Source organism: Pseudomonas sp. TE3786 (genome assembly GCF_054057335.1).
Genome location: NZ_JBSRZF010000005.1, coordinates 213,676 through 236,678, shown reverse-complemented (window position 1 = coordinate 236,678; position 23,003 = coordinate 213,676). Strand labels below are relative to the sequence as shown.

The following is a 23,003-nucleotide window of genomic DNA, read 5'->3' as shown; positions in this document are numbered from 1 at the left end:
ACACGTATTCCGATAACTCTTTGCACTCAGTACTGGCTGGGCCTGAAGCCCGCCGCAATCCACTCTGTTCAAGGATCTACACCATGGCTAATCGCGAAACTGGTACCGTTAAATGGTTCAACGATGAAAAAGGCTTCGGCTTCATCACTCCAAGCAACGGCGGCGCTGACCTGTTCGTGCACTTCAAAGCTATCCAATCCGATGGCTTCAAAAGCTTGAAAGAAGGTCAGACCGTATCTTTCGTGGCCGCTAAAGGCCAGAAAGGCATGCAAGCTGAAGAAGTACAGGTAGTCTAAGACTCCCCGCGCTTCATAAAAAAACCCCGCTTCGGCGGGGTTTTTTTATGCCTGGCGTTTGACGCTTTTCCCTTCGCCGATGCCGCTGCCGGGTTTGCCAATGCCCGTAGCCGCAGTGTACAAAGGCTGCCCTCAGGCGCTACCGGGCGCAGCAAATCGCCTGGTTTGAGACATCTTGTACAAGCGTCGCTCCGGTCGAAGATGACATGAGGCGACATTTCCTTATAAGATCCGGCCTCCCCATATTCGTCGCACCGTGCGGCCCCCAGCCGCTGGTAGAGCCTTTTTTTTCGTGAAAACCCAAGGCTTGCTCACCAGCGCAATCGTTGTACAAAAGGTAGTTAATGATGAGCGCAAGACACTTTCTCTCGCTAATGGACTGCACGCCCGATGAACTTCTGGGCCTGATCCGTCGTGGCATCGAGCTGAAGAGCCTGCGCAATCGAGGCATCCTTTTCGAACCCCTGAAAAACCGCGTGTTGGGCATGATCTTCGAGAAGGCCTCAACCCGCACCCGCCTGTCGTTCGAAGCCGGCATGATCCAGTTCGGCGGCCAGGCCATCTTTCTCTCGCCGCGCGACACCCAGTTGGGCCGTGGCGAGCCGATCAGCGATGCGGCCATCGTGATGTCGCGCATGCTCGATGCGGTGATGATCCGCACCTTTGCCCACAGCACCCTCACCGAATTCGCCGCTCATTCGCGTGTGCCGGTGATCAATGGCCTGTCGGACGACCTGCACCCCTGCCAGCTGCTGGCCGATATGCAAACCTATCTGGAGCTGCGCGGCTCGATCAAGGGCAAGACCGTGGCCTGGATCGGCGATGGCAACAATATGTGCAACAGCTACATCGAAGCGGCCCAACAGTTCGACTTCCAACTGCGTATCGCCTGCCCACAGGGTTACGAGCCGAATCCAAGCTTTATCGCCCAGGCCGGCGAACGCGTGACCATTGTCCGCGACCCGGTTGAAGCCGTGGCCGGTGCCCACTTGGTAAGCACCGACGTGTGGACCTCCATGGGCCAGGAAGAAGAAGCGGCCGAGCGACTGGCCCTGTTCAAGCCTTATCAGGTCACCCGCGCCCTCCTCGACCAGGCCGCCAGCGACGTGCTCTTCCTGCATTGCCTGCCCGCCCATCGTGGCGAGGAAATCAGCGAAGATCTGCTCGACGATCCGCGCTCCGGTGCCTGGGATCAAGCTGAGAACCGTCTGCACGCGCAGAAGGCGCTGCTGGAAATGCTGGTCGAGCCCGGCTACCGCCCGGCATGAGTGCTGGCCCGCTGTTAACCCTGCGCGACCTCAGCTGCGGCTACCGCGATCATCCCGTGGTGCAGCAGCTGAACCTGCAATTGAATGTCGGGGATATCGGCTGCCTGCTCGGCCCCTCGGGCTGCGGCAAAACCACCACGCTGCGCGCCATTGCCGGTTTCGAACCAGTGCTCAGTGGTGAAATCCAGTTGGCCGACACCCTGCTGTCGCGCGCCGGATTTACCCTGGCGGCGGAAAAGCGCCGCATCGGCATGGTGTTCCAGGACTACGCCCTGTTCCCACACCTGACGGTGGCCGACAACGTCGCCTTCGGTATTCGCCAGCAGGCCAACTGCGCGCAGGTCACTGCCGAGCTGCTGGAACTGGTGAAGCTCTCGACCTTGAGCAAGCGCTATCCCCACGAGCTTTCCGGCGGCCAGCAGCAGCGCGTGGCGCTGGCCCGCGCCCTGGCACCGGAACCGCAACTGCTGCTGCTCGATGAGCCCTTCTCCAACCTCGACAACGAGCTGCGCCGGCGGCTTAGCCAAGAAGTTCGCGAGATCCTCAAGGCCCGCGGTACCAGTGCCATTCTGGTGACCCACGACCAGGAAGAAGCCTTCGCGGTCAGCGATCAGGTCGGGGTGTTCAAGGAGGGTCACCTGGAGCAATGGGACACGCCCTACAACCTTTACCACCGGCCGCAGACCCCCTTTGTCGCCAGCTTTATTGGCCAGGGTTATTTTATTCGCGGCGAAATGCTGACCCGCGAATCGGTGCAAACCGAGCTAGGTGTGGTGGGCTGTCAGCCCCGCGATTGGCCGAGCGGTAGCCCGGTGGAGGTTTTGCTGCGCCCGGATGACATCGCCTTCGCCGACCAGGCCGAGCAGCAAGCGCTAGTCCTGAGCAGCAGCTTCCTCGGCTCCAGCACCCTGTATCGCCTGCGTCTGGCCACTGGTGGGCATGTCGAAGCGTTATTCCCCAGCCATGTGCAGCACCAGGCCGGCGAGCATGTCGGCGTGCGCCTGGCCGCCGAACAGGTGGTGACCTTCGCCGCCCCGGGCAGTCAGCTCTAAAGCACCACCACCTGATCGCGGCCATTGTCCTTGGCCTGGTACAGCGCGCGATCGCCGCGCTGCATGGTGGTCTGCCAGGGTTCCGGGCTGATGTAACGGCTGATGCCCACCGACAGGGTCATACGCAACTGGGCCAAGCCTTCCCACTGGGTAACGCTGAGGGTCTGGCGCAAACGCTCCATGGCATGCAGCGCGCCGATTTCGTTGGTGTTGGAAAGCACCAGCAAAAACTCCTCACCGCCCATACGGGCAACGAAATCCACATCGCGGACTACCCGCTGCAGAATCGTCGCCAACTGGCACAGCACCGCGTCGCCCCCGGCATGTCCATAGGCATCGTTGACGTGTTTGAAGAAGTCCAGATCGATCAGGCACAGAACAAAATCGTAGGTGCCGCGATCAGCCAGGGCCTTTTGCTGATCCAGCACCTCGTTGGCAAAGCGACGGTTGTAGAGGCCGGTGAGCTCGTCGGTGATCGCCAGTTGCTGAATTCGCTCCAGGGCTATCTGGAGGTCGCGATTGCGCTCTTGAAGAATATCGCGCAGACGGCTCATCTCCAGGCCAAGCATGGACACGCCGGCAATCAACACAAAAAACGCCGGCGCGCGAATCGCCTCCACATGCCAGTCGAACACCACCCCGCGATGCATCAGCGCCGCCATCAGCAGGCCGTAGCACACCGCGGTAAACAGGCCGATGCGAATAAAACCGCGCAGATCGAGGCGGAAGGCACCGAACATCAGCACCACCAGCACCATCATCAGAAATAGCGAACGCAGACTGTCGGCGAAGTACACGCTGACAAAGATCACGCCAATGGCCCAGCCCATCTGTGGCAAGGTCAGGCTGGGATCATGAAAGCGCAGGTTGAGATTGAACCAGGTCAGGGCCAGAAAAGCGCCCATGCTGGCCAGCACGGCGATGGTCAGCAGCAACATGCCGGCCACCGTCAGTTGCATAAAGCCACCAGCGAATGCCAGCCAGCACAACAGCAGATAGCCCAGGGAGGCACTGCTGGCTAACAGAATCCGGCGTACACGCAACAGTTGTTGGCGAGACGGCATCGGCGGGTCCTTCTCCGTAAGGATCGTTAGCGCAGTATAACCACCCGAGTGTTTGCCGCCCGCCTCGTCAACAGAAGCACGTCACAGATGCAAACGGCCACTGGCCACCAGTACGGCGTGGCCGGCGATTTTCACCCGCTCGCCATCCAGCCGGCAGAACAGCTCGCCGCCACGGGCCGAGCACTGGAAGGCATTCAGCTCGGCCTTGCCCAGGCGCGCTGCCCAGTAGGGAATCAGGCTGCAATGGATCGAACCGGTCACTGGGTCTTCATCGATGCCGATGGCGGGGGCGAAGTAGCGGGAAACGAAATCGTGCTGCTGCCCGGGGGCGGTAACCATCATGCCCAGCCAGGGCAACTGCGCCACGGCAGCCAGATCGGGCTGGCAATCGCGCACCTGCTGCTCGTTTTCGACCACCACCAGCAACTCTTTGCCGGTATCCAGCACCTCGACGATGGGCGCATTCACCGCCGCCTTGATCGCCTCACTGGCAGCGATCACCTTGCCCGGCAGCGTGGGGAAATCCAGCACCAGGCGCTCGCCGTCACGGCTGACGCTAAGGGCACCGGACTGGCAGATGAAGTCCAACTGCAGCGCGGTTTCGCCATGCAGGTTGAACAAAGCATAAGCGCTGGCCAGGGTGGCATGACCGCACAGCGGCACTTCACAGGTAGGGGTAAACCAGCGGATGTGCCAGACCGCGCCTTCCTTCACCACAAAAGCGGTTTCCGCCAGGTTGTGCTCGGCGGCAATCGCCTGCATGCGCGCCTCGTCCAGCCAGCTGTCCAGGCGGTAGACAATTGCCGGGTTGCCGGCAAACGGCTGCTGGGTAAAGGCATCGATCTGATGGAAGTCGAGGGACATGGGCGCGCTCCTTGGCAGGGAAAGGCACCCAAGATACCGACTTGCCAGCACGCCGGCCTTATACAGCCGACGCTTTTTGCAGCGTTACAGCGCTCAACCTTCGCTGCGTACCCGCTTCACCGCATCCAGCCAGCCGGCGTAAAGCTTTTCCCGGTGGGCGGTGGCCATGCGTGGGCCGAACAGGTGCTGGCGATGCCAGTGCTGGGCGATGGCCTGCAGGTCCGGGTAAATGCCAGCCTGCAGCCCCGCCAGATAGGCCACGCCCAGGGCGGTGGTTTCCGTGACCTGGGGACGCTCCACCGGCACGCCGAGAATATCGGCGAGAAATTGCATCACCCAGTTGTTCTCCACCATACCGCCATCCACCCGCAGCGAGCTGGGTGCGGCCGCGCCATCCTGCCCCATGGCGACCAGCAGGTCGCGGGTCTGGTAGCACACCGACTGCAGGCCAGCGGTAACGATTTCCTTGATGCCGGTGTCACGGGTCAGGCCGAAGATCGCGCCGCGGGCTTTCGGGTCCCAGTACGGCGCACCCAGGCCGGTAAAGGCCGGCACCAGAAACACCCCACTGGCATCGCCGGTCTGCTCGGCCAGGGCTTCGGTATCGCGGGCATGGCTGATCAGCTTGATGCCATCGCGCAGCCACTGCACCGCAGCGCCGGCAACAAAGATGCTGCCTTCCACCGCATAGGTCACTTCGCCCTTGAGGCGATAACCCACGGTGGTCAGCAAGCGGTTCTGCGATACCACCGGGGTTTTGCCGGTGTTCTGGATCATAAAACAGCCGGTGCCGTAGGTGCTTTTCACCATGCCCGGTTCAAAGCACGCCTGGCCGACCAGCGCCGCCTGTTGATCGCCAGCCATGCCCAGCACCGGAATGCTGGCACCGAACCAGTTGGCATCGGTGGTGCCGAAGTCGGCCGCGCAGTCCAGCACCTCGGGCAGCACGCTGGCGGGAATCTCGAACAGCGCCAGCAGGTCGGTATCCCATTGCTGGGTATGGATATTGAACAGCATGGTTCGCGAGGCGTTGCTGGCGTCGGTTTTATGCGACTTGCCGCCCGTCAGGCGCCAGAGCAGAAAGCTGTCGACGGTGCCGAAACGCAGCTCACCGCGCTCGGCGCGCTCACGGGCACCGGGAACCTGCTGGAGAATCCAGCGCAGCTTGGTGGCAGAGAAATAGGGGTCGATCAACAGGCCGGTCTTGGCCGCCACCGTGGCTTCATGGCCGGCGTCCTTCAGGCCGGCGCAGTAATCGGCGGTACGCCGGTCTTGCCAGACGATGGCCGGGTGGATCGGCGTACCGGTGGCGGCGTCCCACACCAGAGTGGTTTCGCGCTGGTTGGTGATGCCGATGGCCGCCACTTCCGAGGCATTCAGGCCACTCTGGCGCAGAGCATCGCGACAGACTTTCAAAGTGGTGAGCCAGAGATCTTCACCGTCGTGCTCGACCCAGCCGTCTTTGGGGAAGTACTGCTTGAATTCCTGTTGCGCGCGAGCCACCGGCAAGCCCTGGGCACTGAACACAATCGCGCGGCTGCTGGTGGTGCCTTGGTCGATGGCAAGAAGGTACTGGGACATCTGCGCTTCCTTATTATTTTTCGTTAGGACATCGCCAGGGGCGAACCTGCTGAGGTGTTGCTTACTCGCGACCAATCGGGGCGAAGGTGCCCTGGCAATGTGCGGCCAGCACATCGGCCGCCAACTGCACTTCCAGACCGCGACGTCCGGCACTCACATAAATGCTCGGGTACTGCTTGGCGCTTTCATCGATAAAGGTGCGCAGGCGCTTCTTCTGCCCCAAGGGGCTGATCCCACCGAGCAAATAACCGGTGGAACGCTGCGCTGCGGCCGGGTCGGCCATCTCGGTTTTCTTCACCCCGGCGGCATGGGCCAGGGCCTTGAGATCCAGGGTACCGGCCACCGGCACCACCGCGACTAACAAATCGCCTTTTTCGCTGGCCGCCAGCAGCGTCTTGAAGACGCGCGCAGGGTCCAGACCCAGTTTTTCCGCCGCCTCCAGACCGTAGGAAGCGGCCTTGGGGTCGTGGCTGTAACTCAGCACCTGGTGCTCGGCGCGGGCTTTTTTCAACAGGTCGATGGCTGGGGTCATGTTCGAATGTGAAAATAATCGGGCAAAGTTCGCGTACCTTAGAGGCAGACCTGGCAAAAGTCGAGCGCCACGGGCGGTGCCATGGCCCGCGCCCATCGGCCTATAATGCCGCGCAAAACAAGGAAGCCCTTATGACCCTGGCGCCCCGACAGCAAGACATCCTCGACCTCGCCCGCGAACGCGGTTACGTCAGTATCGACGAGCTGGCGCAAGCCTTTGCCGTGACCCCGCAAACCATTCGCCGCGACATCAACCAGCTTGCCGAACAGGGCCTGCTGCGCCGCACCCACGGCGGTGCCGCCAGTGAAGCCTCGAGCACACAGAACACCGCCTACGCCATGCGCGCCGGGCTGATGCGCGATGAAAAGCAGCGTATCGCCGAGGCCATTGCCGCCCAGGTGCCCGACCACGCCTCGGTGTTTATCAATATCGGCACCACCACCGAAGCCATCGCCCGCGCCCTGCTCAACCACCGGGGTTTGAAGGTCATCACCAACAACCTGCATGTGGCCGCACAGCTCAGCGACAAGGCCGATTTCGAAGTACTGGTGGCCGGCGGTACGGTGCGCAGCGACGGCGGCATCGTTGGCCAGACGGCGGTGGATTTTATCCAGCAGTTCAAGGTCGACTTCGCCCTGATGGGCATCAGCGGCATCGATGATGACGGCAGCCTGCTGGACTTCGATTACCAGGAAGTGCGGGTTTCCCAAGCCATCATCGACAACGCCCGGCAAGTGCTGCTGGCCGCAGACTCCAGCAAGTTCGGCCGCAATGCCGTGGTGCGCCTGGGCTCGATCAGCCTGATCAACCAGCTGTTCACCGACCGCGCCCCCTCCGCCGCCCTCGCTCGCCTGCTGGCGCAGCATAAGGTCCAGCTGAAGCTGGTCTGAGCTTTCCCCGCGATGCCTCCAGTGACCATTCGGCATGCCAGCGCACGCCCGGCTGGCCAGTGGCAAAACATTCGGCTACCATTTTCGAAATCGAACATAACAACGTTCACTTTCGACTTCAGAGGCCTGCCATGCGCGCAACGCAGAACCCCACCAGCTCGGTTGCTGAAATCTATGACGTCGCCGTGGTTGGCGGCGGCATCAATGGTGTGGGGATTGCCGCCGACGCAGCAGGTCGTGGTTTGTCGGTGTTCCTTTGCGAAAAAGACGATCTGGCGCAACACACCTCCTCCGCCAGCAGCAAACTGATCCACGGTGGCCTGCGCTACCTCGAACACTACGAATTCCGACTGGTACGCGAGGCCCTCGCCGAACGCGAGGTGCTGCTGGCCAAGGCCCCGCATATCGTCAAACCCATGCGTTTTATTCTTCCCCACCGCCCGCACCTGCGTCCGGCGTGGATGATTCGTGCCGGGCTGTTTCTCTACGACCACCTCGGCAAACGGAAAAAGCTGGCAGGTTCACGCGGTCTGCGCTTTGGTGCCGGCAGCCCGCTGAAAGCCGAGATCAGCCGCGGTTTCGAATACTCCGATTGCTGGGTGGACGATGCCCGTCTGGTAGTTCTCAATGCCATGGCCGCCCGCGAACAGGGCGCGCATATTCACACCCGCACCCGCTGCGTCAGCGCCCGGCGCAGCAAAGGCCTGTGGCATATCCATCTGGAGCGCGCCGACGGCAGCCTCTATTCGATTCGCGCCCATGCGCTGGTCAATGCCGCTGGGCCATGGGTCGCGCGCTTTATTCAGGACGATCTGCAGCAAAAATCGCCCTATGGCATTCGCCTGATCCAGGGCAGCCATATCATCGTGCCGCGCCTGTTCGATGGTGAGCAGGCCTATATTCTGCAGAACGAAGACCGCCGCATCGTCTTCGCCATTCCCTATCTGGAACGTTTCACCCTGATCGGCACCACCGACCGCGAGTACCAGGGCGACCCGGCCCAGGTGGCGATCAGCGCCGAAGAAACCCAGTACCTGCTGGATGTGGTCAACGCCCACTTCAAACAATCCATCAGCCAGGCGGATATTCTGCACACCTACTCTGGCGTACGGCCGCTGTGTGATGACGAATCGGACGACCCGTCGGCCGTCACCCGCGACTACACCCTGGCCCTCTCCGCCCACCCCGGCGAAGCGCCATTGCTCTCGGTGTTCGGCGGCAAACTGACCACCTACCGTAAGCTGGCCGAGTCGGCCATGGGCCAGCTGGCACCCTTCTTCAGCAAGATGCAGGCAAGCTGGACCGCCACCTCGCCACTGCCCGGCGGTGAGCAGATGAGCAGCCGCAGCGCCCTGGTGGAAAGCCTGTGCAGCCAGTACGGCTGGCTGCCCACCCAGGTCGCCCGCCGCTGGGCCAGCACCTACGGCAGCCGCAGCTTCGCGCTGCTGGATGGTGCCACCAGCCTGGAAGACCTCGGCGAACATATGGGCACCGGCCTGTATGCCCGCGAAGTGGATTACCTGTGCCGCGAAGAATGGGCTCGCGATGCCGCCGATATTCTCTGGCGGCGCAGCAAGCTTGGGCTGTTTATGACCCCCGGGCAGCAAGCGCGGTTGACCACCTACCTGGAAAGCCCGCAGGGAGTGCATGCGGCGTGAACTGAATCTATGTGTGTGCTTGGCAAGACCTCTGCCCCGCCATTTGGCGGGGCTTTTTTATGGAAGTTGTCGAGCGAGCCAGATCGGTATAAGGCCGCTAAAGATCAAAACCTCGCGGCGAAAGCCGCTCCCGCAGAGAACGCATGTCCACCTGGGAGGGCTTTAGCCGCGATGCCTTTGCTGGTTGCCAGACAAAAAAACGCCCAGCAAACCGGGGCTGGTTTGCCAGGCAGTTACACCCAGGAGCGCGGGTGTCAAAGGAGGAGTTTCAGTGCTGCATCAGGCCACTTGCGCCAACTGCGCCTTGGCCTGATTCAAGCCTTTTTCCATAAATTCGCCGCCCAGGTTCAGCCCCTCGGCGTGGATAAATTGCACCTCGTGGATGCCGACAAACCCCAGGGCCTGCCGCAGATAGGGTTCTTGATGGTCCGCCGCGCTGCCGGCGTAGATACCGCCACGGGACGTCAGCACATAGGCGCGTTTGCCGGTGAGCAGACCCTGCGGGCCGGTATCGGTGTATTTGAAGGTGACGCCAGCGCGCAGCACATGGTCGAGCCAGGATTTCAGGGTGCTGGGGATGGTGAAGTTATACATAGGCGCAGCCAGCACCAGTACGTCGGCGGCCAGCAGCTCATGGGTCAGGGTATTGGAGCGGGCCAGGGCGGCTTTTTCGGCGTCGCTCTGCTGCTCGGCCGGGGTCATCCAACCGCCGAGCAAGTCCATGTCCAGGTGCGGCACTTGCTGCACCGCCAGGTCACGCACGGTAATGGTGTCGCCTGGGTGTGCGGCCTGCCATTGCGTAATAAATTGTGCGGTGAGTTCGCGCGATACCGAGCCCTGTTGGCGGGCGCTGCTTTCGATGACCAGAACCTGGGACATAAGACTGACTCCATCTGCGTTGTGCGTTGATGAAGCAAGGTTACGGTCATCGATATTGATTAAAAAGAGGAAAAAACCGCTGCAACCAATCTATTAATTTGATTTATCCCCCGGCTAACTCTAGGCTTGCCTCACACCGGCTTGCAGGTGACCTTGATGCGCATCTTGATCACTTGCGAGGTGAAGCGCCCGGTCAGCAGCGCGTCTTTACCCGGCGGCAGGGTGACCTTGCGGCTGCGGGGTGCTTCCGGCCCATTGCGGAACACCGCTTTGCATTCCGCCGCCGCCTGACCGTAGTTGTACAACTGAACTGCGCCCATATTGAAGTCGACCTCTTGGGTCGATGCCGACACCTCGGCACCATTCATGGTCTTCTCCAGTTCGATGGGGAATGCCCGGGCGCTCAGCGAGAAGGCACTCAAGGGCAGTGCAAGCAGGGCAATAGAGACGATCTTATTCATTATTGGGCTCCAAACGGGAACCCAGCTTAGGACAAGAGGATGCGAGGATGAAAGCGCCCCGGGTAACCCTGGATCAATGGCGAACCCTGCAAGCGGTGGTCGACCACGGTGGTTTCGCCCAGGCGGCCGAGGCGCTGCACCGTTCGCAATCGTCGGTGAGTTACACCGTGGCGCGCATGCAGGAGCAGCTCGGTGTACCGCTGCTGCGCATCGATGGGCGCAAGGCCGTGCTGACCGAAGCCGGCGATGTGCTGCTGCGCCGCTCGCGGCAACTGGTGAAAAACGCCAGCCAGCTGGAAGACCTTGCCCACCATATGGAACAGGGCTGGGAAGCCGAGGTGCGTTTGGTTGTCGATGCCGCCTACCCCAACGCCCGCCTGGTGCGCGCCCTCACCGCTTTTATGCCGCAGAGCCGTGGCTGCCGGGTGCGCTTGCGTGAGGAGGTGCTGTCCGGGGTCGAAGAAGTGCTCAAGGACGGCATTGCCGACCTGGCCATCAGTGGCTTCAATATTCCCGGCTTTCTCGGTTCGGAAATGAGCGCGGTGGAGTTCGTCGCCGTCGCCCACCCTGAACATGCCCTGCACCGTTTGCAGCGGGAAATCAGCTTCCAGGATCTGGAATCGCAAATGCAGGTGGTGATTCGCGACTCCGGGCGTCAACAGCCCCGTGATGTCGGTTGGCTGGGTGCCGAGCAGCGCTGGACCGTCGGCAGCCTGGCCACCGCCGCCACCTTTGTCGCCAGTGGCCTGGGCTTCGCCTGGCTGCCCCGCCACCTGATCGAGCGCGAGCTGCGTGAAGGCTTGCTCAAGGAATTGCCCCTGGACCGCGGCGGCAGTCGTCACCCGACCTTCTTCCTCTATACCAACAAGGACAAACCCCTGGGCCCGGCCACCCAGATACTGATCGAGTTGATCCGCAACTTCGACGCCGCGCCCTTGGACGCACCGTTTGCCTCACCCGCCATGCACAGCTGACCACACCCTTGCCAGGAGGCACCCATGCCGTATTTCGATCACGATGAATGCCAACTGCACTACGAAGAGTACGGCACCGGCAAGCCCCTGATTCTGGTGCACGGCCTGGGTTCCAGCACCCTGGATTGGGAGTATCAGATTCCGCAGCTGAGCAAGCACTACCGGGTGATCAGCCTGGATGTGCGCGGTCACGGCCGCTCGGACAAACCGCGGGAGAAATACAGCATCGCCGGCTTTGCCGAGGACGTCGCGGCGCTGATCGAACACCTGAATCTGCCGCCGGTGCATCTGGTGGGCATCTCCATGGGCGGCATGATCGGCTTTCAGCTGGCGGTGGACTATCCGCAACTGCTGAAGAGCCTGACCATCGTCAACAGCGGCCCGGAAGTGAAGATCAAACGCCCCCGGGATGCCCTGATGGTGGCGCAGCGCTGGACGCTGTCGCGCCTGCTCAGCCTAAACGTAATCGGCAAGAAACTCGGTCGGCTGCTGTTTCCCAAGGCCGAACAGGTGGAACTGCGCCTGAAGGTGGAACGGCGCTGGCCGATGAACGACAAGCGCGCCTACCTGGCCAGCCTCGACGCCATCATCGGCTGGGGCGTGCGGGAACGACTGGCGCGCATCATCTGTCCTACGCTGGTGGTTACGGCCGACCATGACTACACCCCGGTGGCAGTCAAACAGGCCTATGTCGATGAGCTGCCCAACGCCCGCCTGCTGGTGGTCGAAGACTCCCGACATGCCACCCCCATGGATCAACCCGAGTTCTTCAATGCCCAGCTGTTGGCATTCCTGGCCGAAGTGGACGGTTAAACTCCACGGCCTTTAAACGATGCGCTGTACCCAACACCCCATACCCATAACAGGTCTACCTCCATGTTGAAAAAAGCCACCCTCTTCGCCTGCTCCGTACTCTTTGCTGGCCACTTGTTCGCTGCCGAGAACACCCATGTACTGATCACCACCAGCCTCGGCGATATCGAAGTCGAACTGGAAGATGGCAAGGCGCCGATCAGCACCGCCAACTTCCTTGCCTATGTCGATAAAGGCTTCTACAGCAAAACCATTTTTCACCGGGTAATCCCCGGCTTCATGATTCAGGGCGGCGGTTTTGATACCGACATGCGCCAGAAAAACACCCAATCGCCGATCAAGAACGAAGCCGACAACGGCCTGCACAACGTGCGTGGCACCCTGGCCATGGCCCGGACCGGCGTGGTGGATTCGGCCACCAGCCAGTTCTTTATCAACCAGAAAGACAACGCCTTCCTCGACCACGGTGGCCGCGACTTCGGCTACGCGGTATTCGGCAAGGTGGTAAAGGGCATGGATATCGTCGACAAGATTTCCCAGGTGCCCACCGGCAGCTATGCCGGCATGAGCGACGTGCCGAATACGCCGGTGCTGATTCTGGCCGCCAAGCGTCTGTAAACCAGACGGCCCATGGATGGGCCGTCGCGGTGTAAAGAGAGAGGACCGAGATGTTTCGCCGTTTTGAACAACTGATCGACATCTTCCGCCCCGCTCCCAGCGAAGCGCCACCCACCGATGTTTGGCGCTTCTACCTGTACTTTCTTCGCCAGGCCTGGCCCAGCTTCCTTGCCCTGATGGTGGTTGGTCTGATCGTCGCGCTGATCGAAGTGGCGCTGTTCAGTTTTCTCGGCGATATCGTCGATTGGGCGCAAAGCACGCCCTCTGCCGAATTCTTCCGCCAGCATGGCACCGCCCTGCTGTGGATGGGCGCTGTCACCCTGCTGCTGCGGCCACTGTTCAACGGTCTGCATGGCCTGTTGGTGCACCAGACCATCAGCCCCAGCCTGACCAACCTGATTCGCTGGCAAAACCACAGCTACGTGCTCAAGCAGAGCCTGGGGTTTTTCCAGAACGACTTCGCCGGGCGTATCGCCCAACGCATCATGCAAACCGGCAATTCCCTGCGCGACTCCGCCGTGCAAGCCGTGGACGCACTCTGGCATGTGCTTATCTACGCCATCAGCAGCCTGGTGCTGTTCGCCGAGGCCGATTGGCGTCTGATGCTGCCGCTGTTGGCATGGATCCTCTGCTATATCGGCTCGCTGGTGTACTTCGTGCCGCGGGTGAAGGAACGTTCGGTGATCGCCTCCGAATCGCGCTCGAAACTGATGGGGCGGATCGTCGACGGCTACACCAATATCGCCACCCTCAAGCTGTTCGCCCACACCAACTTCGAACAGAACTACGCCCGCGAGGCGCTCAAGGAACAGAACGAAACCACGCAGATGGCCGGCCGCGTCGTCACCTTGATGGACGTGGTGATCACCTCCATGAACGGCGCGCTGATCGCCGGCACCACGGGCCTGGCGCTATGGCTATGGAGTCAGGGCCTGATTACGGTCGGTGCCATTGCCCTGGCCACTGGCCTGGTGATCCGCCTGATCAATATGTCCGGCTGGATCATGTGGGTGGTCACCGGCATTTTCGAAAATATCGGCACCGTGCAGGACGGCATGCAGACCATCGCCCAGCCACGCAACGTGCTCGATATCGCCCAGGCCCCGCGCCTGCAGGTGCCGCAGGGCGCGGTGAGCATGCGCAATGTCAGCTTCCACTATGGCAAAGGCCGCGGAATCATCAGCGGCCTGGACTTGGAGATTCGCGCCGGCGAGAAGATCGGTCTGATCGGGCCATCGGGCGCGGGCAAGTCCACCCTGGTCAATCTGCTGCTACGCCTGTACGACCTGGAAGGCGGCGAGATTCTGATTGATGGCCAGAACATTGCCGAGGTCGCTCAGGAAACATTGCGCGAACGCATCGGCATGGTGACCCAGGACACTTCCCTGCTGCACCGCTCGATCCGCGACAACCTGCGCTATGGCAAACCCGACGCCAGCGACCAGGAGCTCTGGGAAGCACTGCGCAAGGCGCGGGCCAGCGAGTTTGTTCCCGACCTCTCCGATGCTCAGGGGCGCTTTGGTTTCGATGCCCATGTGGGCGAACGCGGGGTGAAGCTCTCCGGCGGCCAACGTCAGCGCATCGCCATTGCCCGGGTGTTGCTCAAGAACGCGCCGATTCTGATCCTCGACGAAGCCACTTCGGCGCTGGACTCGGAAGTGGAAGCGGCCATTCAGGAAAGCCTGGAAACCCTGATGCAAGGTAAAACGGTAATTGCCATCGCCCACCGCCTGTCCACCATCGCCCGCATGGATCGCCTGGTGGTGCTGGATAAAGGGCGGATTGCCGAAAGCGGCACACATGCCGAACTGCTGGCGCAAAAGGGCTTGTATGCGCGGCTGTGGCATCACCAGACGGGTGGGTTTGTCGGTATTGATTAAAGGCATCGCGGCTGAAGCCGCTTTTACAGCTCGCACACACCTGTAGGAGCGGCTTCAGCCGCGATGCTTTTTATTTGATCCAATCCACCGCAAAATTAGATAGCCTGCTAACAATATCAATATCAGTGATCTGCACTACAACCAGCATCGATTTCTCCCGCAACGCCGCAACTGGTCAGATAGCCACAGCAACCCGCTATCGAGGACCACCATCATGAAAACCGCTGCAATTGCCGCGTTTGCTCTGATCGCTACCGCGCCCTTCGCGTTTGCCCAGAGTGTCCAAGCCACCAATTCCAAAGCCGGCGCCGATATTCCTACCGTGCAATACGAATACGGGATGGAGCTGGATGTGAAAAAAGTCCTGTCGCTCACCGACGTATCCAACGTGGCCGGTGTAGTCCCCGTCACCATGGTTTACCAAGACAGCCAGGGCCGCGTGCAGAAAGTGAAATACCTGGAACTGGGCGGTGCCGATGACCACAGCTGATTGCCTCGCCACTGCTGGTCTTTGCCACTAAGCAAGACCAGCAGCGACAAGCAGCAGCTCAAGCACGGGTATTTCCGACGAAAGATAGCTTGCTTCCTATTGTAATTAACCATAGTCTCAAAGCGCGACAACTTGTCGCACCCCAAGCCGCAAGAGTGAAGAAAGCCCCAATCCAAGCCTTCAACGCCGTACGGAAGGTTTCAGTTGCCGCTTTCATTCGACCCCCCACCGTTGAGGAAAGACCATCATGAAAATTGCGTCACTGGTTACCGCCGTTCTCTCCGGGTTTGCCCCGAGCGTATTTGCCGACGACCTGAACCCCACTCCAGGTGCTGGCCTGCCCACTGAGAAGTACCACTACGGTATGAAGGTCGACGTGGCCAAGGTGCTGCACCGTACCGATAACTCCGGCAAAACCGGCGTCGTTCCCGTCATCGTGGTTTACGAAGATAGCCTGGGCGAAGTACACAAACTGAAGTACCAGGAATGGGGCGGCCGCGCGCAGAACAGCTGAGCGCTCGCCCCCGAAACGATGGGTGGAGGCAAAACCGAAACCCATCATTACAAGCCAGTATTCTCCTGCCTGAATGGCAAGAGGCTTCTCGCCTCCTCGGCATACGCCCGAATCCCCTCCCGCTCATCCTGCAGAAAATTCGCCACGGCCTCCCGTAGCCCCGGGTGACAGAGGTAATGCCAGGACTGAGTAATCACCGGTTCAAAACCACGAATCAGCTTGTGTTCGCCCTGGGCACCGGCATCAAAACGCTGCAACCCCTGGCTGATCGCATAGTCCATGCCCTGGTAAAAACAGGTCTCGAAATGCAGGCGATCAAACTCCGCCAGGCAACCCCAATAGCGCCCATACAAACTGTCGCCGCCCACCAGACTGAAGGCCATGGCCACTGGCCGTGAACCTTGAACGGCAAATACCACGCGAATCGCCTCGGGCATCCGTTCAGCCAGCAGGCTGAAAAAGCTGCGAGTGAGATAAGGCGCTTGCCCACGCACCGCATAGGTATTGGCGTAGCAGGCATAGACAAAATCCCACTCGACCTCGCTCAACTGCCCGCCTTCGCGCCAGTCGAAACCGATGCCCTGCCCCGCCACCTGCTCGCGCTCCTTGCGCATCTGCTTGCGTTTGCGTGAGGCCAATACATCGAGGAAGTCGGCAAAATCGCGGTAAGCGCGGTTGCGCCAATGGAACTGGCAGCCCAAACGTTGCAGCCAGTTTTCCCGGCCATCGAGCAGGGCATTAGCCAACTCGTCGGTGAAATTGATATGCAGGCTGGACAGCCCTTGAGCCGGCAAATCTTCGGTCAACTGATTGAGCAATTGCGACGCGCTGTCGGGTAAGCCCAACAGTCGCGGTCCGGTCACCGGCGAGAACGGCACAGCACCGAGCAGCTTGGGGTAATAACGGATGCCGGCACGCTGACAGGCGTCGGCCCAGCCATGGTCGAACACGTATTCGCCGTAGGAATGGCTCTTCAGATAGGCCGGCAACGCCGCCTGCAACTCGCCCTGCTCGCTCAGCCAGACCCGATGGGAAGCCCGCCAGCCGCTGCGGCCGCCGATGCTGCCGCTGTCTTCCAATGCAGACAGAAACGCGTGGCGCAGAAACGGCTGAGACTCCGGCAGCAGTGCATCCCAGGCCTGGGCAGAGATGGCGGACAAGGAGTCGAGAATTTGCACAGGCATTGGCGGGTCCACGGCGGGTTAGACGGCCGGGACATCATAACGGCAGGATCAAAAAGACGTCTGCCTCCCTTGCATTGATCCCACGCCATTCGAGATCGAGCGAGGCAAGGCAAAAACCGGTTTTCAAGCGCAGTGGGCTGGTGCCCATGAGCATTGAAAATCGGTTTTTAACGCCGCATCGCCGACGCGCAGCCGATCGATGCCGAACGAAATAAAAAAGCCCCGCACTGGGCGGGGCTAAGAAGGAGCAGAACCTTTGTTGCGTATTGCGTAGAGCTACAACTTAGAACGCGTACTGAGCGCGGACTACGAAGCCATCACCATCGTCATCACCGGTGCGCGAGGCAGCAGTGGTACCGGTGGCGTTGGTCACGCCATCAACCGACGCTTTCACGTAGGTGGCGCTGATTTTTACCGCTTCGTTGGCGTACCAGTTCACACCCAGGTTATGGACCTTGGCATCACGGTCGCCGGAGTCCAGGGTGACGGTTTGAGCAGGAGTACGGGTGCTGTCGTCGTCAACCGAGATGCTGTCGAAGCGGTAGAACACTTCCCATGCGCCGATCTGGTTGTTGGAAGGCTTGAGGGCGTCGAACTTGCCGAGTTTGTAGCCGCGGGCTTCACCGGTCAGGGTGTACGCCACTTGTACGTAGCCACCTTTGGCTTCGATGTCCTGGTACAGGACGTTGTTGGTGTCAGCTTTCAACTCACGGGTCATGTATTCACCCTGCAGGGAGAACGGACCCATTGCCCAGGCAGCTTCCAGACCCAGTGCGGTGTCGTTGTCGTACAGGCCAGTAGTGGTGTTGCTTTGGCCAGCGAACACTACGCGGTTGCCGTTAGTACCCGCATCGTTACCACCAGTAGTGGCTACGCCACGCATGCCCAGACGGCTGCGGAATTGTGCGTCAACAGCCGAATCGGAAACGTCACGGCGAGCGGCGCTGAAACCGAAGTGCAGCACGTTGCCAGCGTCGTGCAGCGGAGCGAACACGGCACGCAGGTTAGCCTGCTTGTTGCTGTCGCCATCGGTGTCGTTGTTGTCTTTGGCGAAGGCACCGGCAGACACATAGAACGAGTCGCTGAAGGTACTGGAAACCTGAGCGCCCATGCCGTTCTGATGGCTGTTGGCCCAATCGATGATGTCGTAGAAGGCGTTGCGCTCAGGAGCGGTTACCCACTTGGAGCTGGTGGCTTTTTCCAGACCGAACTCCGGGTCGAAACGACCTACCTTGATTACAGCCGGGTTGAAGCCGATGTAGCTGATGGAGGCTTCGTCGAAGTAGCCATCGTCTGCAGAACCGGAGTTGTGCGAGAAGTCATAGTTGATGTTGTACAGCCAGTCGCTGAACGCGATACCGGAGAACTCCAGGAATGCGCGACGGAAGTAAGCAGCGTCAGCGCTGTCGCCGTTCTTGGTGTAGATGCCATCGAACTGGCTGTAGTCAGCTTGCAGACGGCCGCCGATTTTGAAACCGAACGACTTGTCAGTAGTAGCCACTTCAAGGCCACCTTTAGTTTTTACAACGATGTCAGCGCCGTCAGTAGTAACGGTACCGGCGAAAGCCTGGGCGGAAATGGCCAGGGCCAGGGCGCTGGCGGCAATACCGGCGAAGTGCTTACGGATCATCGAAGAATTCCCCTATTGGTCTTTGAAATACACCCGAGCGGCTGGCTCGTTTGTGCTGGGGGGAATACTGGCGGGGGGTTATTTCAGCTCAGTTGCTTTTATATAAATGTTTTATGACAAAGGAACTTTTTTGCTCCGAATAAGAATAAGGCTGCAGACGCTCTAGCACGCTGATTACAGGCACTTTTCTGGCTCAAGGCCAGCACCCTGAATTTAGGTATTTTGCAAATCAGCGCTGTCACAAAGCGGGAACATGACAGCCGTAGGTCTGCCGGAAACCGGTCGAATTCAAGCCAATCGCTTACATGCTTGCGCGCAGATCGGGCTATCCATACGAGGAAAAAACGACAAAAAGCCGCGCCCTCAACCAATCTAATTATTCGATCTTGCAGCTGCACTTTTTGCGCTATTAACCGAAAACAAATCGATAGATCATGGCGTCCAACACCAGCGGCATCCCCCGCCTGGCTGGCGCTTCACCGCGTCGAACAGGCCCAACGAGCGCCATCTGGCTAACCTACGGAGGACACAAATCATGATCGAACGTCGACCTTTTGAGCAGATGGGTGGGGCCAACCACGGCTGGCTGAATGCTCGCCACCACTTCTCGTTTGCCGAGTACTACGACCCGAAACGGATGAACTGGGGCCCACTGCGGGTGTGGAACGATGACGAAATCGCGCCACAAAGCGGCTTCCCCCGTCACCCGCATCGGGATATGGAAATCATCACCTATGTCCGTGAAGGGGCTATTACCCACCAGGACAACTTGGGCAACCAGGGCCGCACCGAAGCCGGTGATGTGCAGGTGATGAGCGCCGGTACCGGGATCGCCCACAGCGAGTACAACCTCGAGGATGAAACCACCAAGATCTTCCAGATCTGGATTCAGCCCACCGAGTTCAACTCGCCACCGTCCTGGGGTGCCAAGCCGTTCCCGAAAGGCGAACGCGCCGGTGCCTTTGTGACCCTGGCCAGCGGTGATAAAGCCGATAGCGACGCCCTGCATATCCGTGCCGACGCCCGCTTGAGTGCTGCCACCCTGAAGGCCGGTCAGCAGACCGAGTACCGTCTGGGTAGCGACCGCAAGGCGTACTTGGTAGCGGCCAGCGGCGTGATCAGCGTCAATGGCGTGCAAGCCAATGCCCGTGATGGTGTGGCGGTCAGCGGTGAAGATGTGCTGGTCTTCAACGCCGTTGAAGATGCGGAAATCATCCTGGTGGATGTCGCTTGATTGCCAGTACCGCGCAGTACAAAAGCAGCCTTCGGGCTGCTTTTTTTTGCTTGAAAAAATCGCGGCTGAAGCCGCTCCTACAGAGTGTGCAAGTCTGTAGAAACGGCTTCAGCCGCGATCCCTGAAAATGACAAAAGCCATGTGCAGCCAGGCCATCTCAGGCTAGGCTACGGCTCTTTTTCCGCCGGAGCTGCCGCCATGAGCCAAGACATCGAAGCACGCCAGGAAACGGGCGACACCGCCCCCGCCGTAGAGCCCCTCACCAGTAGCGAAGCGCGGGTGCTGGGCTGTCTGGTGGAGAAACAGGCCACCACCCCGGAAAGCTACCCTCTGACCCTCAACGCCCTGGTGCTGGCCTGCAACCAGAAAACCAGCCGCGAGCCGGTGATGAACCTCACCCAGGGCCAGGTTGCCCAGGCCCTGCGCGCCCTGGAAGGGCGCAGCATGGCCCGCCTGGTGATGGGCAGCCGCGCCGATCGCTGGGAACAGCGCGTCGACAAAGCGCTGGAGCTGGTGCCAGCGCAAGTGATCCTGCTCAGTCTGCTGCTGTTACGCGGCCCGCAAACCCTCAACGAACTGCTAACCCGCAGCAGCCGCATGCACGATTTCGACGATACCGCGCAGTTGCAGCACCAACTGGAACGTTTGGCCAGCCGCGGCCTGGCGATCCAGATCCCGCGCCAGGCGGGGCAACGTGAAGACCGTTATATGCATCTGCTGGCCAGCCCCGAAGAACTGGCCGCCGCCGTTGCCAGCAGCGGTCGTAGCGAGCGCAACGACGCGAGCGCGCCGTCGCAAGCACGTATCGATGAACTGGAAGAGCGCGTGGCGCAATTGGAAGCGCGACTGGCCAAGCTGGAACAAGACCACGGCTGATTTTCCGGCCCGTAAAAGCATCGCGGCTGACCGGAGCGCCGGTCAGCCGCGATGGGCCAAGCCTGAAAACGAAAGCGCTGAGGTCAGTTTTCGTCTTTGTCCGGCATGCCATCCACTACGCCAGCGGTGTTATCCAGCAGGCTCTTGGTAGCGGTTTGCAGGAAAGCTTCCAGCTGTTTCTTCAGCTGCGGATCGATATCGCCCGGTACGCGGGTGGCGCTGGCCTTGGCACCCAGGGTGTAGTCGTACAGACGCGGCTCGAAGCCCTTGGGCTGAATCAGAATGCGCTCAGGCGTGACGATGGCCACGGTCTGCTCGCCACCCGACGGCTTGAACACGCCAATGCCATGGTCGCCTTCCGGCAGGGTCAGCAGGTCGCGGCCCCAGCACTGGTGACGCACCTGGCCACCCAGGCGACCCATGATGGTCGGCACGATATCGATCTGCGTACCGACGGTATGGCGCACCGCCCCGAACTTCTCCTGAATGCCCGGGCCGATCAGTAACAGCGGCACGTTGAAACGGAACAGGTCCATTTCGGTCAGCTGTTCGTCGCTGCCAAAGCCGTGGTCGCCGACTATGACAAACAGGGTGTCTTTGAAGTACGGCGCTTTGCGCGCTTTTTCGAAGAACTGGCCCAGCGCCCAATCCGAATAACGCATGGCGGTGAGGTGTTCGTCCGAGCTGCCCTGGCCGGTTACGCGCTGCACCGGCAAGTCGGCTGGCAAGGCATACGGGGTGTGGTTGGACAGGGTTTGCAGCAAGGCATAGAACGGCTTCTTGCCGAAGTTGGTTTCCAGCTCCTTGGCACCGCGGTCGAACATGTCCTGGTCGGACACACCCCAGGTCGGGTCCATAAAGACCGGATTGACGAAGTCTTCCCGGCCGATGAAGTTGGTCATGCCCTGGTTGCTGAAGAACCCGGACTGGTTGTCCCACTGGAAGTTGCCGTTGTAGACATACAGGTTGTCGAAGTCACGGGCATCGAGCAGCTGTGGCAAGCCGGAGAACTTGTGGTTGCCCTCGGGCATACGCATCAGGTACTCGAAGCTTGGCAGGTTAGGGAAGCACGCCATGGTGGCGAACATGCCCTGGTGGGTGTGGGTGCCGTTGGAGAAGAAGCGGTCAAACAGCACGCCTTCTTTGGCCAGTTTGTCGAACTCCGGGGTGATATTCAGCGGGCTGCCGAGGGCACCGACAAAGTGACCGGCAAAGCTTTCCATCAGAATCACCACCACGTTCTTCACACCCGGCAAGGTGCCGTCTTCTGGCGGCGTGAAGTCACGGCGGATGGCGGCCTTGTCGGCGTCGACCAATACGTCGTGCGGGGTGAGGATCATCTTGCGCACAATCTCCTGGGCATCGGCATCCGGCATGGTGGATTTCCAGGCGTTCTTGCGATGGGAGGAGAAGCTGGCGCTGGCCGCCGACACCAGGGTCAAGGTGCCATTGAGGCCCAACTGGTTGGCGAACATCGATTCGGTGGTGTAGGCATCGCCCCAGCGCAGGGGTGGGCCCTGGGTAAAGGTGCCACGGGCGGCCAGCACGGCCAGCACCAGGCAGACCACGAAGGCCACGCCACGCATCGGCCAGGAGGCACGGCTACGCGGGCTGGCACTGAACATCGCGGCTTCGCCACGGGAACGGCTGAGGCCATCGAGGCCCTTGAACAGTTTCCACAGCAACCAGGTGGCCACGGCCCAGGCCAGCAGGTAACGCCCCACCGGGAAACCGTTCCAGAGCATGCTCAGTACGGTTTTCGGATCTTCCTGGAAGTACTGGAACACCAGGCTGTTCAGGCGCTGGTGGAATTCACGGTAGAAATCCAGCTCGGTCAGGCCGAGGAACAGGGTGACGCTGGCAAAGAACGTCAGCCACACGCGCATCCAGCCGCGACGGGCCATGGCGGCGGGAATCAGGATCGTGACCAGCAGCGGCGCACAGGCATACACCACCACGCGCAGGTCGAAGCGCATGCCATTGAAAAAGGCTTCGGCAAAGGTGGCGAAGGTGTCCTCACCAATCAGCTCGCGGTTGTACACCAGCAGCGCCACACGCAACAGCGTGTACATCACCAGGAAGGTGACGGCGGTCAGGAAGGTGAAGACCAAGTGGCTTTTCAGCGTGGGCGTGCCACGCGGTGATGCGGAGGAACTGCTCAGGGCGTCCGATAGTGCCATGTTGTCCAAGACTCACTGGTTGGGCGTGCGAGAAAAATGGGTGACGAAGAATACTCCGCCGTCCC

General features: G+C 60.6%; 22 protein-coding genes. 13 read left to right on the top strand and 9 right to left on the bottom strand.

Translation table 11 applies throughout. The annotated features are described in order from the left end of the window. Positions 1–83 precede the first annotated feature (83 nt). From ACVW0Y_RS08590 to ACVW0Y_RS08580, 3 genes are all read left to right on the top strand, one after another. Entirely contained in the window at positions 84–296 is a 213-nt protein-coding gene (locus ACVW0Y_RS08590) for a cold-shock protein (protein ID WP_108097521.1), read from the top strand. A gap of 347 nt (positions 297–643) precedes the next feature. Beyond that, the gene (gene argF / locus ACVW0Y_RS08585) at positions 644–1,564 is read left to right on the top strand and encodes an ornithine carbamoyltransferase (protein WP_457437537.1); all 921 of its coding nucleotides are present in this window, start codon (positions 644–646) and stop codon (positions 1,562–1,564) included. Beyond that, positions 1,561–2,616: an ABC transporter ATP-binding protein gene (locus ACVW0Y_RS08580; RefSeq protein WP_457437535.1), complete on the top strand. Its 1,056-nt coding sequence runs from the start codon at positions 1,561–1,563 to the stop codon at positions 2,614–2,616. Before argF ends, ACVW0Y_RS08580 begins: the two co-directional genes overlap by 4 nt. Here ACVW0Y_RS08580 and ACVW0Y_RS08575 read toward each other — a convergent pair. The 4 genes from ACVW0Y_RS08575 to ybaK form a co-directional block, all read right to left on the bottom strand. Further along, on the bottom strand, positions 2,613–3,680 hold the full coding sequence (locus ACVW0Y_RS08575) for a diguanylate cyclase (RefSeq protein ID WP_457437534.1): 1,068 nt from the start codon (positions 3,678–3,680) through the stop codon (positions 2,613–2,615). The two genes, ACVW0Y_RS08580 and ACVW0Y_RS08575, sit on opposite strands and share 4 nt — an antisense overlap. 81 nt (positions 3,681–3,761) lie before the next feature. Beyond that, positions 3,762–4,544: a PhzF family phenazine biosynthesis protein gene (locus ACVW0Y_RS08570; protein WP_457437532.1), complete on the bottom strand. Its 783-nt coding sequence runs from the start codon at positions 4,542–4,544 to the stop codon at positions 3,762–3,764. Between the two features lie 93 nt (positions 4,545–4,637). Continuing rightward, complete coding sequence (gene glpK / locus ACVW0Y_RS08565) at positions 4,638–6,125, bottom strand: glycerol kinase GlpK (protein WP_457437531.1); 1,488 nt, start codon at positions 6,123–6,125, stop codon at positions 4,638–4,640. A gap of 61 nt (positions 6,126–6,186) precedes the next feature. Then, positions 6,187–6,657 carry a Cys-tRNA(Pro) deacylase gene (ybaK, locus tag ACVW0Y_RS08560; RefSeq protein WP_457437530.1) on the bottom strand — a complete coding sequence of 157 codons (471 nt, stop codon included), beginning with the start codon at positions 6,655–6,657 and terminating at the stop codon, positions 6,187–6,189. 131 nt (positions 6,658–6,788) lie between these two features. On the opposite strand from ybaK, the gene ACVW0Y_RS08555 reads away from it, so the two are divergent. Together ACVW0Y_RS08555 and glpD are read left to right on the top strand one after the other, a co-directional pair. Then, on the top strand, positions 6,789–7,547 hold the full coding sequence (locus ACVW0Y_RS08555) for a DeoR/GlpR family DNA-binding transcription regulator (protein ID WP_457437529.1): 759 nt from the start codon (positions 6,789–6,791) through the stop codon (positions 7,545–7,547). A gap of 131 nt (positions 7,548–7,678) precedes the next feature. Then, on the top strand, positions 7,679–9,205 hold the full coding sequence (glpD, locus tag ACVW0Y_RS08550) for a glycerol-3-phosphate dehydrogenase (RefSeq protein ID WP_457437527.1): 1,527 nt from the start codon (positions 7,679–7,681) through the stop codon (positions 9,203–9,205). 279 nt (positions 9,206–9,484) lie between these two features. Here the strand turns inward: glpD and ACVW0Y_RS08545 are convergent, their stop codons facing one another. Continuing rightward, positions 9,485–10,084, bottom strand: coding sequence for an FMN-dependent NADH-azoreductase (locus ACVW0Y_RS08545; RefSeq protein ID WP_457437526.1), 600 nt, complete (start codon positions 10,082–10,084; stop codon positions 9,485–9,487). 131 nt (positions 10,085–10,215) lie between these two features. After that, entirely contained in the window at positions 10,216–10,545 is a 330-nt protein-coding gene (locus ACVW0Y_RS08540) for a 3-phosphoglycerate kinase (RefSeq protein WP_457437525.1), read from the bottom strand. Positions 10,546–10,592: 47 nt separating this feature from the next. On the opposite strand from ACVW0Y_RS08540, the gene ACVW0Y_RS08535 reads away from it, so the two are divergent. The 6 genes from ACVW0Y_RS08535 (at position 10,593) to ACVW0Y_RS08510 (ending at position 15,834) form a co-directional block, all read left to right on the top strand. Beyond that, positions 10,593–11,519 (top strand): LysR family transcriptional regulator, encoded by a 927-nt coding sequence (locus tag ACVW0Y_RS08535; protein WP_457437524.1) that lies wholly within the window; start codon positions 10,593–10,595, stop codon positions 11,517–11,519. Between the two features lie 24 nt (positions 11,520–11,543). Further along, complete coding sequence (locus ACVW0Y_RS08530; protein WP_457437523.1) at positions 11,544–12,332, top strand: alpha/beta fold hydrolase; 789 nt, start codon at positions 11,544–11,546, stop codon at positions 12,330–12,332. A gap of 63 nt (positions 12,333–12,395) precedes the next feature. Beyond that, positions 12,396–12,950 carry a peptidylprolyl isomerase gene (locus ACVW0Y_RS08525; protein WP_457437521.1) on the top strand — a complete coding sequence of 185 codons (555 nt, stop codon included), beginning with the start codon at positions 12,396–12,398 and terminating at the stop codon, positions 12,948–12,950. Between the two features lie 50 nt (positions 12,951–13,000). Beyond that, on the top strand, positions 13,001–14,830 hold the full coding sequence (locus tag ACVW0Y_RS08520) for an ABC transporter ATP-binding protein (protein WP_457437519.1): 1,830 nt from the start codon (positions 13,001–13,003) through the stop codon (positions 14,828–14,830). 214 nt (positions 14,831–15,044) lie between these two features. Beyond that, positions 15,045–15,320 (top strand): DUF2790 domain-containing protein, encoded by a 276-nt coding sequence (locus ACVW0Y_RS08515; protein ID WP_457437518.1) that lies wholly within the window; start codon positions 15,045–15,047, stop codon positions 15,318–15,320. Positions 15,321–15,567: 247 nt separating this feature from the next. Next, a complete protein-coding gene (locus tag ACVW0Y_RS08510) occupies positions 15,568–15,834 on the top strand; it encodes a DUF2790 domain-containing protein (protein WP_108097539.1) in 267 nt (88 codons plus the stop codon). Between the two features lie 47 nt (positions 15,835–15,881). Here ACVW0Y_RS08510 and ACVW0Y_RS08505 read toward each other — a convergent pair whose 3' ends face one another. Continuing rightward, positions 15,882–17,018 (bottom strand): GNAT family N-acetyltransferase, encoded by a 1,137-nt coding sequence (locus ACVW0Y_RS08505; RefSeq protein WP_457437515.1) that lies wholly within the window; start codon positions 17,016–17,018, stop codon positions 15,882–15,884. Positions 17,019–17,301: 283 nt separating this feature from the next. Then, positions 17,302–18,648 carry an OprO/OprP family phosphate-selective porin gene (locus tag ACVW0Y_RS08500; protein WP_457437514.1) on the bottom strand — a complete coding sequence of 449 codons (1,347 nt, stop codon included), beginning with the start codon at positions 18,646–18,648 and terminating at the stop codon, positions 17,302–17,304. Between the two features lie 535 nt (positions 18,649–19,183). Here ACVW0Y_RS08500 and ACVW0Y_RS08495 point away from each other — a divergent pair. Together ACVW0Y_RS08495 and ACVW0Y_RS08490 are read left to right on the top strand one after the other, a co-directional pair. Then, positions 19,184–19,882 (top strand): pirin family protein, encoded by a 699-nt coding sequence (locus ACVW0Y_RS08495; RefSeq protein ID WP_457437513.1) that lies wholly within the window; start codon positions 19,184–19,186, stop codon positions 19,880–19,882. A 198-nt stretch (positions 19,883–20,080) separates the two neighbouring features. Continuing rightward, on the top strand, positions 20,081–20,758 hold the full coding sequence (locus ACVW0Y_RS08490) for a YceH family protein (protein WP_457437511.1): 678 nt from the start codon (positions 20,081–20,083) through the stop codon (positions 20,756–20,758). Positions 20,759–20,841: 83 nt separating this feature from the next. Here ACVW0Y_RS08490 and ACVW0Y_RS08485 read toward each other — a convergent pair whose 3' ends face one another. Further along, positions 20,842–22,938, bottom strand: a complete 2,097-nt coding sequence (locus tag ACVW0Y_RS08485) for an LTA synthase family protein (RefSeq protein WP_457437510.1) — start codon at positions 22,936–22,938, stop codon at positions 20,842–20,844. Positions 22,939–23,003: the final 65 nt, after the last annotated feature.

Bases quoted from the DNA above. Each gene is read 5' to 3' on its own strand.
- ACVW0Y_RS08590 (WP_108097521.1), top strand. From the start codon at position 84: ATGGCTAATCGCGAAACTGGTACCGTTAAATGGTTCAACGATGAAAAA.
- argF (WP_457437537.1), top strand. From the start codon at position 644: ATGAGCGCAAGACACTTTCTCTCGCTAATGGACTGCACGCCCGATGAA.
- ACVW0Y_RS08580 (WP_457437535.1), top strand. From the start codon at position 1,561: ATGAGTGCTGGCCCGCTGTTAACCCTGCGCGACCTCAGCTGCGGCTAC.
- ACVW0Y_RS08575 (WP_457437534.1), bottom strand. From the start codon at position 3,680: ATGCCGTCTCGCCAACAACTGTTGCGTGTACGCCGGATTCTGTTAGCC.
- ACVW0Y_RS08570 (WP_457437532.1), bottom strand. From the start codon at position 4,544: ATGTCCCTCGACTTCCATCAGATCGATGCCTTTACCCAGCAGCCGTTT.
- glpK (WP_457437531.1), bottom strand. From the start codon at position 6,125: ATGTCCCAGTACCTTCTTGCCATCGACCAAGGCACCACCAGCAGCCGC.
- ybaK (WP_457437530.1), bottom strand. From the start codon at position 6,657: ATGACCCCAGCCATCGACCTGTTGAAAAAAGCCCGCGCCGAGCACCAG.
- ACVW0Y_RS08555 (WP_457437529.1), top strand. From the start codon at position 6,789: ATGACCCTGGCGCCCCGACAGCAAGACATCCTCGACCTCGCCCGCGAA.
- glpD (WP_457437527.1), top strand. From the start codon at position 7,679: ATGCGCGCAACGCAGAACCCCACCAGCTCGGTTGCTGAAATCTATGAC.
- ACVW0Y_RS08545 (WP_457437526.1), bottom strand. From the start codon at position 10,084: ATGTCCCAGGTTCTGGTCATCGAAAGCAGCGCCCGCCAACAGGGCTCG.
- ACVW0Y_RS08540 (WP_457437525.1), bottom strand. From the start codon at position 10,545: ATGAATAAGATCGTCTCTATTGCCCTGCTTGCACTGCCCTTGAGTGCC.
- ACVW0Y_RS08535 (WP_457437524.1), top strand. From the start codon at position 10,593: ATGAAAGCGCCCCGGGTAACCCTGGATCAATGGCGAACCCTGCAAGCG.
- ACVW0Y_RS08530 (WP_457437523.1), top strand. From the start codon at position 11,544: ATGCCGTATTTCGATCACGATGAATGCCAACTGCACTACGAAGAGTAC.
- ACVW0Y_RS08525 (WP_457437521.1), top strand. From the start codon at position 12,396: ATGTTGAAAAAAGCCACCCTCTTCGCCTGCTCCGTACTCTTTGCTGGC.
- ACVW0Y_RS08520 (WP_457437519.1), top strand. From the start codon at position 13,001: ATGTTTCGCCGTTTTGAACAACTGATCGACATCTTCCGCCCCGCTCCC.
- ACVW0Y_RS08515 (WP_457437518.1), top strand. From the start codon at position 15,045: ATGAAAACCGCTGCAATTGCCGCGTTTGCTCTGATCGCTACCGCGCCC.
- ACVW0Y_RS08510 (WP_108097539.1), top strand. From the start codon at position 15,568: ATGAAAATTGCGTCACTGGTTACCGCCGTTCTCTCCGGGTTTGCCCCG.
- ACVW0Y_RS08505 (WP_457437515.1), bottom strand. From the start codon at position 17,018: ATGCCTGTGCAAATTCTCGACTCCTTGTCCGCCATCTCTGCCCAGGCC.
- ACVW0Y_RS08500 (WP_457437514.1), bottom strand. From the start codon at position 18,648: ATGATCCGTAAGCACTTCGCCGGTATTGCCGCCAGCGCCCTGGCCCTG.
- ACVW0Y_RS08495 (WP_457437513.1), top strand. From the start codon at position 19,184: ATGATCGAACGTCGACCTTTTGAGCAGATGGGTGGGGCCAACCACGGC.
- ACVW0Y_RS08490 (WP_457437511.1), top strand. From the start codon at position 20,081: ATGAGCCAAGACATCGAAGCACGCCAGGAAACGGGCGACACCGCCCCC.
- ACVW0Y_RS08485 (WP_457437510.1), bottom strand. From the start codon at position 22,938: ATGGCACTATCGGACGCCCTGAGCAGTTCCTCCGCATCACCGCGTGGC.